This window comes from Bradyrhizobium oropedii (assembly GCF_020889685.1).
GTDB lineage: Bacteria > Pseudomonadota > Alphaproteobacteria > Rhizobiales > Xanthobacteraceae > Bradyrhizobium > Bradyrhizobium oropedii.
Map to the genome: position 1 here is coordinate 1 of NZ_JACMYO010000223.1, position 12,327 is coordinate 12,327.

The following is a 12,327-nucleotide window of genomic DNA, read 5'->3' on the forward strand; positions in this document are numbered from 1 at the left end:
CCCGTTCCGCCGGCGACGTCGGTCGCGGAATCCGTGCTGCTCGATCCGTCCGCGCCAAAGCCCACGGTCGCCTCGCCCGATTTGCAGCCGGGCGGCCAGCCATCGCCGGACACGCCACAGCGCTAGAGCGTTTTCGGAGGGAGCCATGAGCGAAGAAACGCCCCTTCCGATCGCCGATCCGACGACAACGCAATCGATCTTTGACTGGCTCGAACGGTTCGCCGCCTGCGTCAGGGCGGTCGACTATGTTGCCGCCCGTCCGTTCTGGCATTCGGACATCATCTCGTTCGGCACCTATCAGGAACTCATCCACGGCCGCGCCCGCTGGACCGAGATGCAATGGGACAATGTCTGGCCGCGCACCGCCGATTTCGCCTTCGATCTCGCGCACACGGAGGTGCTGATCAGCGCCGACGGCGGCATGGCGACGGTGATCACGCCGTGGACCAGCACCGGCTTCAATCCGGACGGCGGCCGCTTCGATCGGCCGGGGCGTGCGACGATCATCCTCGCGCGCCAGCCCGACGGGCGCTGGCTCGGCATTCACTCCCACATGTCGTTGCGGCGCGGCGTGCCGCAGGACAGCCACGGCAACCGGCCGGTCAAGGCCCACTAATCCTGTCTAGATGATTTGCCGGGTGCGTCGCGCCACGCTGCGGCGTTCGTCGACATGCGGGCCGTAGGCGCTCTGCGCATCGGCCAATGACCCACGCCGCAGGCCGCGCGTCTGCGGTTCATGGGCGGCGGTGGCGATCAGGTGGGCCATAAATGACGGGTCGGCATGGGGCAGCGGGATCTTGGGCGCCCAATGGGTCGCCGCGGCCAGGGGCACCAGGGCCGTGCTGGTCACCCCGGCAGTCTCTGTGAACTCGCCGTCCAGGACCTCTGATTGATCGATATCGAGCATCGCCTGCGACCCGTTGGAGCGTCATAGTTTGGGACGTGGCGTCCCTCTGCAACACCCTCATGGCAAGGGTCATGCCCGCCATCCCCAGTTCGTTCCACGGCACTCGAAAACGTGGTTTCCAGATTATTTATCAACTTCTCCTAGCGTTGGATTCGCCGGAACCACTATCTTGAGAGCGTGTAGAATCACCGGGCGCCGTCCCAAATCGAGACATGTTCGATGCCCTCTGTCCCGCCAGCTGCCAGCGTCCTCGCCTCGCTCGGCCAAGCGACATTCGCCTGGGACCTGGCGAGCGACGCGATTGCCTGGAGCGACAATGCGGCGACGGTATTCCCTGACATCCCGGCCGCTGCGCTGGCGAATGGCGCCGAGCTCGCCAAGCTGATCGAGCCGATGCGCTCGGTTCGATCGGATGCGCTCGGCCAGTCCGCGCCGGTGCGGAGCGGGGAGGGCGTTCCCTACCGGATCGAATATGGCGTACGCGCCGTCACCTCGGCGCCGCTGATCTGGATCGAGGAGACCGGCTGCTGGTTTGCCGGCGCCGACGGCAGGCCGGCGTTGGTGCAGGGCGTCGTCCGCATCAACAATGAGCGGCACGCCCGCGACGAGCAGCTCTTGAAACTGTCGCGGCACGATCCGCTGACCAACGAGCTCAACCGCACCCATCTGGTCGCCTCGCTCGCCGAGACGATGGAGGAATGCGCACGCTTCCGCTCGTCCTGCGCCTTCATGCTGATCGGCATCGACCATCTGGCGCGCGTCAACGATGCCTTCGGCTTCGATGTCGCGGATGCCGTCATCGCTGAGGTCGCGAAGCGGATCCGTGCGCGGCTGCGCAGTGGCGACATGCTCGGCCGCTTCTCCGGCAACAAGTTCGGCCTGATCCTGCGCAACTGCACCGTCGATGACACCAATGTCGCGGCCGAGCGCTTCCTCGCCGCGGTCCGCGACGAGGTGGTGCCGACCAAGTCCGGCCCGGTGTCGGTGACGGTCTCGATCGGCGCCGTCACAATCCCGCGCCATGCGAAGTCGGCGGAGGAGGCGGTCAATCGCGCCCAGGAGACGCTCGATGCGGCCAAGAGCCGCCGCGCCGGATCGTTCGCGCTGTGGAAGCCGAATGTCGAGCGCGATGCCCAGCGCCGCGTCAACATCCGCGTCACCGACGAGATCGTCACCGCGCTGAACGAGCGCCGCATCGTGATCGGCTTCGAGCCGGTGGTCGACGCGCGCTTGCGGCAGCCTGCGTTCTACGAGTGCCTGGTCCGCATGGAGCAGGACGACGGCCGCGCGCTGCTTGCGCCAGATATCGTGCCGGTCGCCGAGCGGCTCGGCCTGATCCGGCTGGTCGATCATCGCGTGCTGGAGCTTGCCATTGCCGAGCTCGCCGCCGCCCCCGGTGTGCAGCTCAGCCTCAACATCTCGCCCGACACCACGATGGATCCGGACTGGTGGGCCACCATCGAATCGCTGATGCGCGCACATCCCGGCGTCGGCGAGCGCTTGATCGTCGAGATCACCGAGACGGTCGCGATCCAGGACATCGACGACGTCCGCGGCTTCGTCACGCGGCTGAAGAATTTCGGCAGCCGGATCGCGATCGACGATTTCGGCGCCGGTTACACCTCGTTCCGCAACCTGCGCAAGCTCGGCGTCGACATCGTGAAGATCGACGGCGCCTTCGTGCAGAACATCGTGCGCTCGGCCGACGACCGCGCCTTCGTGCAAACCCTGATCGATCTCGCGCGCCGGCTTGAAATCAAGACGGTCGCCGAATGGGTGCAGGACGAGGAAGCCGCCGCGATGCTGCGCGAATGGGGCTGCGACTTCATCCAGGGCCGCCTGATCGGTCTCGCCTCGCCGGACCGGCCGTGGAATGCGCCGCCGGAGAAGGTCGTGCCCGCCACGGGCTGACTTGGACCGCGGTTAGAACGACCGTCATCCCCGCGCAAAGGCTTCGCCCTTGTCGCTGGAGGAGCCGCGTAGCGGCGTCTCGAAGGATGCACGGCCCGGCGGGGCCGTCGACCCTTCGAGACGCGCGCAATGCGCGCTCCTGAGGGTGACGGGATTCAGAGGTGGCCAGCCCAGCGACTGAGACGAGAAACCTACTCGTCCTTCTTCGTCGGCTGCGACATGCGTTCGAGGCGTTCCTGCATGTCCTTCATCTGGCGGCGCAGGTCGTCGATGTTGCCATCGTCGGCCGCGGGCTCCGGCACTTTCTCGGGCTCCGTGCCGCCGCGCTGCGGCACGAACGGCTTGAACATCGAGAAGGTCTGCTGGAACAGCTCCATGTTGCGGCGGACCTGTTCTTCCAGGGGAGCAAACGGCGTCCCGCTCAGGGCGCCCGCGATCTGCTTGCGGAATCTCTCCTGTTCCCGGGTCAGCGTATCGATCGACTGCTCGAGATATTTCGGCACCACCATCTGCATGCTGTCGCCGTAGAAGCGGATCAGCTGCCGCAGGAAGGTGGTCGGCAGCAGGTTCTGCCCGGCCTTGTTTTCCTGTTCGAAGATGATTTGCGCGAGCACGGAGCGGGTGATGTCGTCTCCGGTCTTGGCGTCATAGACGAGAAAATCCTCGCCCTCCTTCACCATCGCCGCGAGATCCTCGAGCGTCACATAGGTGCTCGTACCGGTATTATAGAGCCGCCGGTTCGCGTATTTCTTGATCGTGGTCGGTTGTTCAGATTTTGCCATGGGCTCTCACTTCAACGCCGAAGAACCTGGAACCCAACGGCATCGCCGCAGGGCTAAATGCAACGCATCGCAGCAAAGGTAAGCATTTTCAAAGCCGTTCGGCTACCGTTTTGTGCTGTGCGGTTAATTCCAAAGCAAAGGTATTGCTCAGGAAAGTGCCAGGAGCGTCATTTTGAGTGCGTCGCGGCGCAATTTGCGCGACAGTTCGATTGACATGTCTCAACGAGGTTTACAGGATAGTCATCAAGAGACAGGCCCGCCAAACCGGCCGCCCGCCGTCGAGAAACCCAGCTACAACCCATAGGAGATGTCCATGTCAGACGATGTCGTCATCGTCAGCGCCGCCCGCACCCCCGTCGGTAGCTTCAACGGCGCGTTCGCCACCACGCCGGCCCACGACCTCGGCGCGATCGCCATCAAGGCGGCGCTGGAGCGTGCCGGCGTCGAGGCCGGTCAGGTCTCCGAAGTCATCATGGGCCAGATCCTCACCGCCGCGCAGGGCCAGAATCCGGCCCGCCAGGCCTCGATCGCGGCCGGCATCCCGGTGGAAAGCCCGGCCTGGGGCGTCAATCAGCTCTGCGGTTCGGGCCTGCGCACGGTGGCGCTGGGCTACCAGGCGCTGCTCAACGGCGATTCGTCGATCGTTGTCGCGGGCGGTCAGGAATCCATGAGCATGGCCCCGCACGCGCAATACCTGCGTGGCGGCGTCAAGATGGGTGACCTCCAGCTGGTCGACACCATGATCAAGGACGGGCTGTGGGACGCCTTCAACGGCTACCATATGGGCAACACCGCCGAGAACGTCGCCAAGCAGTACCAGATCACCCGTTCGCAGCAGGACGAGTTCGCGGTCGGCTCCCAGAACAAGGCCGAGGCGGCGCAGAAGGCCGGCAGGTTCAAGGACGAGATCGTCCCGGTCACGATCAAATCCCGCAAGGGCGACATCGTGGTCGACACCGACGAGTATCCGCGCCATGGCGCCACGATCGACGCGATGGCCAAGCTCCGTGCCGCCTTCGAGAAGGACGGCACCGTCACCGCCGGCAACGCCTCGGGCATCAATGACGGCGCCGCCGCCGTCGTGCTGATGACCGCCAAGGAAGCCGCCAAGCAGGGCAAGAAGGTGCTCGCCCGCATCGTCTCGTGGGGCCAGGCCGGCGTCGACCCCAAGATCATGGGCACCGGGCCGATCCCGGCCTCCCGCACCGCGCTGAAGAAGGCCGGCTGGAACATCGCCGACCTCGATTTGATCGAGGCCAATGAGGCGTTCGCGGCGCAGGCCTGCGCCGTCAACAAGGACCTCGGCTGGGATCCGGCCAAGGTCAACGTCAATGGCGGCGCGATCGCGATCGGCCATCCGGTCGGCGCATCGGGCGCGCGCGTGCTGGTGACGCTGCTGCACGAGATGCAGAAGCGCGATGCCAAGAAGGGCCTCGCGACGCTGTGCATCGGCGGCGGCATGGGCATTGCTATGTGCGTTGCACGCGACTGAACAAAAGGCAGCGAGGCCGGCTAGGTGATGAAAAGATCATCTGTCAACCGCAGCGCGAGCTGATAGAAAAGATGCCCGGCTTTGCGCCGGGCATTTTTGTTTCGAGAGCATGATCCGGAAAAGTGTGAAGCGGTTTTCCGAAGAGATCATGCTCAAAAAAAGGAGCTAAAGCGCGATGACGATTCAGCCTAATCTCATCGCGCTTTGTTGAGTGAGTGCGCAGACCGGAGAGATCCGGTTATAAAAGACGGCCAAGGAGGAGACGGACATGGCACGTGTTGCATTGGTGACGGGCGGAACGCGGGGCATTGGAGCTGCGATCAGCAAGGCGCTGAAAGCGGCTGGCTACAAGGTGGCGGCAAGCTATGCCGGCAATGACGCTGCGGCGGAGAAGTTCAAGGCGGATAGCGGCATTCCGGTCTACAAGTGGGACGTCTCATCGTTCGACGCCTGCGCGGCCGGCGTGAAGCAGGTCGAGGCCGATCTCGGGCCGGTCGATGTGCTCGTCAACAATGCCGGCATCACCAAGGATACCGCATTCCACAAGATGACGCTCGAGCAGTGGAATGCCGTGATCAACACCAACCTCGGCTCGCTGTTCAACATGACGCGCCAGGTGATCGAGGGCATGCGCGCCCGCAAGTTCGGCCGCGTCATCTCGATCTCCTCGATCAACGGCCAGAAGGGCCAGTTCGGCCAGGTCAACTACTCCGCGGCGAAGGCCGGCGATATCGGCTTCACCAAGGCACTGGCGCTCGAGAACGCCAAGGGCGGCATCACCGTCAACGTGATCTGCCCCGGCTATATCAACACCGAGATGGTGCAGGCGGTGCCGAAGGACGTGCTCGAGAAGAACGTGATCCCGCAGATTCCGGTCAACCGGCTCGGCGAACCCGAGGAGATCGCGCGCGCCGTGGTGTTCCTCGCGGCCGACGATGCGGGCTTCATCACCGGCTCGACGCTGACCGTGAACGGCGGCCAGTATCACGCCTGACGCGAGAAGCGTCGTCGCGCCGCAGGCGCACCCGATCAACTCTCAATGCCCGGCCTTGTGCCGGGCATTTTCGTCGCTACAACCGCGGGGCGCGAAGCAAGGACGTGGCTGGCCGTGACGCCGGCAAGCCATGACGGATTGAATAGAGATGACGACCCGAACTGCCACCCTTGTCGGACTGACCGCCATCCTGATGTGGTCGCTGCTGTCGGTCATGACGGTCGCGACCGGGGCAATCCCGGCGTTCCAGCTCGCCGCCATGACGTTTGCGATCGGGGCCGCGGTCGCGTTCGCAAGCTTCCTGCTGCGTCCGGCCGCGTTCGGCGCGTTGAAGCAGCCGCTGATCGCCTGGGTCGTCGGCGTCGGCGGCCTGTTCGGCTATCACGCGCTGTATTTCCTGGCGTTGCGCTACGCGCCGCCCGCCGAGGCCGGCCTGCTCAACTATCTCTGGCCGCTGTTGATCGTGCTGTTCTCGTCGCTGCTGCCGGGCGAGCGGCTGGCGATCCATCACATTGTCGGTGCGCTGCTCGGCCTTGCCGGCACAGTGCTGCTGTTCGCCGGCAACACCGGCAGCTTCACAAGGGAGCAGATCCCAGGCTTCGCGGCGGCTTTCGTTGCTGCGTTCGTCTGGGCCGCCTATTCGGTGATGTCGCGCCGGCTCAAGGCGGTGCCGACCGATGCGGTGGCGGGCTTCTGTCTTGCGACTGCGGTGCTCGCAGCAGCCGTGCACATGATGGTGGAGACCACGGTGTGGCCTGCGGCGCCGCTGCAATGGCTTGCGGTCGTGGCGCTCGGCATCGGTCCGGTGGGGGCTGCGTTCTTCGCCTGGGACATCGGCATGAAGCGCGGCGACATCCGGGTGCTCGGCGCCGCGTCCTACGCCACGCCGCTGCTCTCGACCGCGTTCCTGATCGCGGCCGGCTTTGCCAAGCCCAGCGCCAACATCGCCATCGCCGCGATCCTGATCGCCGGCGGCGGGTTGATCGCGGCGAAGGACATGGTGCTGAGAAAAAGAACGTAGGATGGGTAGAGCGCAGCGAAACCCATCATCTTGCCGCGCAGATAAAGGTTGATGGGTTTCGCTACGCTCTACCCATCCGACGAAGTGAGTTAGCGACGAGTTTCGTTCTACAAGATAGGCAGATCACCACACTATCTGGGGCTACCGGGAAATGATGTTGGATGCACCGTTCTTGGAGCTGGCTTATTTCGTAGGTGAGGCGAACCTGAAGCAGGCGCTCGACAAAGTAAGAGCTGAAACACCGCTCCAAGGAGCGGGAGGAAAGTTCACGGCCTCGAACGTGATTGGAATCGCGGGGCCCGTTGAGCAATTGGTTGTTCGTGGTGGCGTCGTGGAATTGCGCACCGAAGGCGAAGCCTTTTGCGGACCGTCGGGTCGGCTCGATCCGAGAGCCAGGACATTGGGCAATATTGCGTACCGGAGGTTCGTCCACTTCGCCGATCTTCTGAGCCCGCTGTATGGCGCTATACTCGTCGAGTACTCTCTGGAAGACCCGGACGAGCTTCGTAGATATCCGCTCAGTCTCGCCTTTCGGAATTTCTATTTGGCGAAGCGAGCGTTGGATGTGCGTGCTTGGTCCAAGCTTCATGAAATTCTGGGCGATAGGGCTTATCGACACGCGCTTCCTGATGGCTTGTACGTGTCCATGATGACTGATTTCAACCCGGTGGCAAAAGGCATGACCTCAGGTGAAGCTCAGGAACTGTCGGCAAGGATCGCGGAGCTGTTGACTCGCGCACTCCGTGACTAGCGGGCCATCAGGTGTCTTCGTTGTGCGACGGTTGATGGGTTTCGCTGCGCTCTACCCATCCTACAAGAGCGGTTCCTACGAAGCCGGCTCCCAGCCCTTCGCCGCCAGCTCGAACTTCGCGAAATCGAAGCCGGGCGCGACGGTGCAGCCGACCAGCGTCCAGTCGCCGCTGCTTTCTGCTGCCTGCCAAGCACCAACAGGCACGATCGCCTGCGGTTGCTCGCCGTGTGCGACGTCCGGACCAAGCGTGATCGTGTGCGGTGAATTGTCGTCCCGCGCGATCCACAACGTCAGCGGCGCGCCCGCGTAATAGTGCCACATCTCCACCGCGTCGATGCGGTGCCAGTGCGAGCGCTCGCCGCGCGCGAGCAGGAAATAGATCGCGGTCGAATGGGCGCGGCCGTTGGCGTCGCCGCGCTCATCGCGAAATGTCTCGCGATAGTGCCCGCCTTCCGGGTGCGGCTTCAGGTCGAGGCGCGCGATGATGTCGGCAGCCGAGAGCTCGGCCATCACGACTTGTTCTTGCGCTCGCGCAGCTCGCCGAACACCTGGGCCGGGTCGGCGCCCTTCATGTGCAGCTTGGCTGCGACAACAGGCTCGTCGGCGCGCAGGAACACATTGGCCTTCTTCTCGTCGCCGAGCAGCACCGGAATCGTCGGCTTGTTCTCGGCGCGCAGTTTTGTGACTTCCGCCGCGCGCGCCTGCAAGGCTGCATTGTCGGGCTCGATGGTGAGCGCGAATTTCACGTTCGAAGCGGTGTATTCATGGCCGCAATACAGCCGAAAATCGTCCGGCAGCGAGCGCAGCTTCAAAAGCGAATCCCACATCATCGGATAGGTGCCTTCGAACACCCGGCCGCAGCCGATCGAGAACAGCGTGTCGGCGGCGAACACCGCCTTCTCGCCGTCGAACACGTAGGAGATGTGGTCGAGCGTATGGCCGGGCGTTTCCACCACGCGCGCGAGCAGGCTGCCGACCTTGATGACGTCGGCATTGGCGGCGCGCAGATCGACATTGGCGATCTTCGCCGACTGGTCGTGCGGGGCGACGACACGGCAGCCGTATTTCTGCTTCAGTTCGGCGACGCCGCCGACATGGTCGCCATGGTGATGGGTGATCAGGATGTCGGTCAGCGTCCAGCCTTCGCGTTCCAGTGCCTTGATGATCGGGCCGGCCTCCGGCGCGTCGATCGATGCGGTCGCGCCGGTCGCGGGATCGTGGATCAGGTACCCGAAATTGTCGGTGAGGCAGCTGAAGGTGCGAATTTCGGCGGTCATGATATCTCCACGAACAAACGGGACGGACGGTCAGAAGCGTGATCTCTTCGAAAAACCGGTGCCGACTTTCCCGGATCATGCTCTTAACGCGCCCAATATAGGTGTGAAATATGGCGTTAACGCTCCGGCGGCAACGCAATTTTCGGCGCTCCCCGGCAGCAAGGGGCATGTTAGGCTAACGACCATGGACGTCATCGACCTCCGCGACTTCTATTCGCAGCGCCTCGGCATCGTGGCGCGGCAGCTGATCAACCGTGGCATTCGCGCGCGGTGGCCGAATGCGGAAGGCCAGCGCGTGCTCGGCCTCGGCTATCCGACGCCCTATCTCGGCCTGTTTCGCGATACCTGCGAGCGCTGCATTGCCTTCATGCCGGCGGCCCAGGGCGTGCTGAAATGGCCGACCGGCCGGCCGGCGCTGGCGACGCTGATTGATGAATTCTCGATGCCGTTGCCGGATGCCGCAGTCGACCGCGTGCTGCTGGTTCATGCGCTGGAGATGTCCGACGATCCCGAGCGGCTGCTGCGCGAGGTGTGGCGGGTGCTGTCGCCGTCGGGGCGGCTGATCGCGATCATCCCGAATCGCCGCGGTGTCTGGACGCGCACCGATGCGACGCCGTTCGCCATGGCCGGCCCTATTCACGGGCGCAGATCACCCAGCTGTTGCGGCAGACCTGGTTCACGCCGTCGTCATGGGGCGAGGCGCTGTTCATGCCGCCGGTGCAGGGCAGCTGGTTCTTGCGTTCGGCGATGGCGTGGGAGCGCGTCGGTGCTGCGCTGTCGATGCCGTTCGCCGGCGTGCATATCGTGGAAGCGAGCAAGCAGGTCTATCGCGCGATCCCCGCGCGCCGCGAGCGCACGCAGCTGATCCCGTCGTTGCGTCCGGTGCTGGTGCCGTCCTCGACGGCGACGCGCAAGTCGAGTCATTCGGAGTCGTAGACGACGCCGCCGTGACGCGGATTATTCACCCTCCCCCTTCAGGGGAGGGTGGCCGCATAGTTGTGTTACTCGTTGCCCGGAGTGAAGTCGTCGCTCGGCGCGGGCTGCGCCGCCATGTCGGCGCGCGGGCCGTGCGGACGGCGGCGACGGCGCGGAAAGCGCTCGCTTCGTTCGCCGCGTTCTGCGCCGCCATTGTTGCCTTCATAGGCGCCACCGTTGACCTGCGGCTGCGCGCCGCCGGTGATGAACGAGGGCAGCCGATCGACGCCGCCGGCATCGGCCATCGCGGGCTGCGGCTGGTTCTGCGGCTGCGGCTGGTATTGCGGCTGCGGACGATGCTCGCGTTCGCGATGTTCACGCGGCTGCTGGTCACGCTCGCGATGCTCGCGCGGCGGCTGCGGCTGTTGCTCGCGCTGCTGGTACGGCTGCTGGCCGTTGTCGCGCATGAAGGGTTGCTGCTGCTGCGGCACGAAGCCCGGCTCCTGGCCGAAGCTCGAATAGCCGTCGCTGTCGTCGTCGCTGTCTTCGGCTGGCGTCACCTCGGCGTCGGGACGCGGCGGCTGCTGATTCTGCCGGAACTGCTCCTGCGCGGCTGCGATGATCCGGTAGTAGTGCTCAGCGTGCTGGTAGTAGTTTTCGGCTGCCACCGGATCGCCGGAGGAGCGCGCATCGCGCGCAAGCTGGACGTATTTCTCGGCCACGTGGGAGGCCGTGCCGCGGATCTTGATGTCGGGTCCGTTCGATTCGTACACCCGTGTCAGGGGATTCTGGCCGCGCCGGTTATTGTTGTTGTTATTATTGTTGTTGTTATTCCGGTTGCGCATCCGCTTGTTGTTCTGACCGTTTCTCATCTGTCGCCTTTTATTCCAGCCCTGAAGTGATTGCAGTCCACAGTCCGATTTCTCAAGTCCGATTTCTCAGAAGTTCGATTCCCAGAGTCCGATTCGGCGCGCGCCTAGGCACACGGAATCGCAATACCGTTCGAAGTGGTTTCGATGTCGCCGACCATCTCGTTCAGCAAAGTCGCGTGCAGCAAAGACGCGTTCCCCAACCGCCGGCCAAACGCGCCAGCGACCAAATCATTCCGCCCGTTGAGACAGGCCCAGTTCTCGTGCATAAGTCTTCAAGCGCAATAACAGGCTTTCGTTCGCTTGGCGGTCGAGAGCAGCACAGCTTCGGCTATTGCGCTCAATGAGACCTGCGTTCCTGGAACCTTTCGATCGGCGGGCTCTGCCGAACCCTGGTCATCACCCGTAACGGATTACGGGGCCAGCACCGATGTTGTGCCCGGAACGTAGTCGTTCCCGGGGGATAATCCAAGAGGTTTTTTTGCGTTCCAATAGGACTTTATCGGGGCAGCCGACGGGCAGAAACGGCCCTCGGAATGCCCCCGAGATCGGCCTTGGGCGACCCCGTTGGGGATAACCCGGAAGCCGTCATCAGCGCTTCAACGTCGCGGCTCTGGCCCTGCCCAATTTCCACAACCAGAAATCCATGCGGGGTCAAAAGACCCGCAGATTGCGAAATCAGCGCGCGGTAGGCGTCGAGCCCGTCGGGGCCGCCGTCGAGCGCCGCGCGCGGGTCGTGCGCGCGCACCTCGATGTCGAGACCGGCGATGTCGGCCGAGGGGATGTAGGGCGGGTTGGACACGATCAGGTCGAAGCTGCCGGTCAGGGCGCTGCCATAGTCGCATTCGATCCATGTGGTGCGATCCGCAAGCCCAAGCGCAGCGGCGTTCCGGCTCGCCGTCCGCAGCGCTTCCGGCGCGATGTCGGTGGCGAAGCCATGCGCGTGTGGCAGTTCCGAGAGCAGCGCCAGCAGGATCGCCCCGGAGCCGGTGCCGAGATCGGCGATCCGCAGCGCGCGCTCGGTCGCGCCCTCGGCGCGCAGCAGCTCGAGCGCACGCTCGACCACAGTCTCGGTGTCGGGCCGCGGCACCAGCGTCGCGGCGGAGAGATGCAGCGGCAGGCCCCAAAACTCCTTGATGCCGAGAATGCGCGCGACCGGTTCGCCGGCGAGGCGACGCCGTGCGAGGTCTTCGAGGAGATCCGATTGCTCCGGCGTCAGTATCCGCGCTGCGGCCGTGATGAGGCCGGTCAAATCGAGGCCGAGCGCGGCACCGACCAGCAATCGCGCATCGAGCTCGGCCGACTCGTTGCCGGCGGCCTGCAGCCGGGCGGCGAGTGCACGCCGCGCCGCTTCGACCGTTGCGTTGACCGCGGGCGCCATCAAGCGGCCTCCTTGCGCAACACCAAC

General features: G+C 64.5%; 12 protein-coding genes and 1 pseudogene. 7 read left to right on the forward strand and 6 right to left on the reverse strand.

The window, feature by feature from the left end; genetic code table 11:
• Positions 1-145: 145 nt before the first annotated feature.
• Entirely contained in the window at positions 146-616 is a 471-nt protein-coding gene (locus tag H8A95_RS37380) for a YybH family protein (protein WP_229187623.1), read from the forward strand.
• A gap of 6 nt (positions 617-622) precedes the next feature.
• Here H8A95_RS37380 and H8A95_RS37385 read toward each other — a convergent pair whose 3' ends face one another.
• The gene (locus tag H8A95_RS37385; RefSeq protein ID WP_229187624.1) at positions 623-907 is read right to left on the reverse strand and encodes a hypothetical protein; all 285 of its coding nucleotides are present in this window, start codon (positions 905-907) and stop codon (positions 623-625) included.
• Positions 908-1,126: 219 nt separating this feature from the next.
• On the opposite strand from H8A95_RS37385, the gene H8A95_RS37390 reads away from it, so the two are divergent.
• Complete coding sequence (locus H8A95_RS37390; RefSeq protein ID WP_229187625.1) at positions 1,127-2,818, forward strand: putative bifunctional diguanylate cyclase/phosphodiesterase; 1,692 nt, start codon at positions 1,127-1,129, stop codon at positions 2,816-2,818.
• A 191-nt stretch (positions 2,819-3,009) separates the two neighbouring features.
• Here the strand turns inward: H8A95_RS37390 and phaR are convergent, their stop codons facing one another.
• Positions 3,010-3,600: a polyhydroxyalkanoate synthesis repressor PhaR gene (gene phaR / locus H8A95_RS37395; RefSeq protein ID WP_229187626.1), complete on the reverse strand. Its 591-nt coding sequence runs from the start codon at positions 3,598-3,600 to the stop codon at positions 3,010-3,012.
• 313 nt (positions 3,601-3,913) lie between these two features.
• Between phaR and H8A95_RS37400 the strand changes: the two genes are divergently transcribed.
• The 4 genes from H8A95_RS37400 (at position 3,914) to H8A95_RS37415 (ending at position 7,858) form a co-directional block, all read left to right on the forward strand.
• The gene (locus tag H8A95_RS37400) at positions 3,914-5,092 is read left to right on the forward strand and encodes an acetyl-CoA C-acetyltransferase (RefSeq protein WP_229187627.1); all 1,179 of its coding nucleotides are present in this window, start codon (positions 3,914-3,916) and stop codon (positions 5,090-5,092) included.
• Positions 5,093-5,360: 268 nt separating this feature from the next.
• Entirely contained in the window at positions 5,361-6,086 is a 726-nt protein-coding gene (gene phbB / locus H8A95_RS37405; RefSeq protein WP_229187628.1) for an acetoacetyl-CoA reductase, read from the forward strand.
• A 148-nt stretch (positions 6,087-6,234) separates the two neighbouring features.
• Positions 6,235-7,107, forward strand: a complete 873-nt coding sequence (gene yddG / locus H8A95_RS37410) for an aromatic amino acid exporter YddG (protein WP_229187629.1) — start codon at positions 6,235-6,237, stop codon at positions 7,105-7,107.
• A 157-nt stretch (positions 7,108-7,264) separates the two neighbouring features.
• Positions 7,265-7,858 carry a hypothetical protein gene (locus H8A95_RS37415; protein WP_229187630.1) on the forward strand — a complete coding sequence of 198 codons (594 nt, stop codon included), beginning with the start codon at positions 7,265-7,267 and terminating at the stop codon, positions 7,856-7,858.
• 75 nt (positions 7,859-7,933) lie between these two features.
• Here H8A95_RS37415 and H8A95_RS37420 read toward each other — a convergent pair whose 3' ends face one another.
• Both H8A95_RS37420 and gloB read right to left on the reverse strand, forming a co-directional pair.
• Complete coding sequence (locus H8A95_RS37420; protein WP_229187631.1) at positions 7,934-8,368, reverse strand: cupin domain-containing protein; 435 nt, start codon at positions 8,366-8,368, stop codon at positions 7,934-7,936.
• Positions 8,368-9,135, reverse strand: a complete 768-nt coding sequence (gene gloB, locus H8A95_RS37425; protein WP_229187632.1) for a hydroxyacylglutathione hydrolase — start codon at positions 9,133-9,135, stop codon at positions 8,368-8,370. Before gloB ends, H8A95_RS37420 begins: the two co-directional genes overlap by 1 nt.
• A gap of 184 nt (positions 9,136-9,319) precedes the next feature.
• On the opposite strand from gloB, the pseudogene H8A95_RS37430 reads away from it, so the two are divergent.
• A pseudogene (locus H8A95_RS37430) lies at positions 9,320-10,071 on the forward strand (class I SAM-dependent methyltransferase).
• 65 nt (positions 10,072-10,136) lie between these two features.
• Here H8A95_RS37430 and H8A95_RS37435 read toward each other — a convergent pair.
• Both H8A95_RS37435 and prmC read right to left on the reverse strand, forming a co-directional pair.
• Positions 10,137-10,922, reverse strand: coding sequence for a DUF4167 domain-containing protein (locus H8A95_RS37435; protein WP_229187633.1), 786 nt, complete (start codon positions 10,920-10,922; stop codon positions 10,137-10,139).
• Between the two features lie 496 nt (positions 10,923-11,418).
• Positions 11,419-12,300: a peptide chain release factor N(5)-glutamine methyltransferase gene (gene prmC, locus H8A95_RS37440; RefSeq protein ID WP_229187634.1), complete on the reverse strand. Its 882-nt coding sequence runs from the start codon at positions 12,298-12,300 to the stop codon at positions 11,419-11,421.
• Positions 12,301-12,327 lie beyond the last annotated feature (27 nt).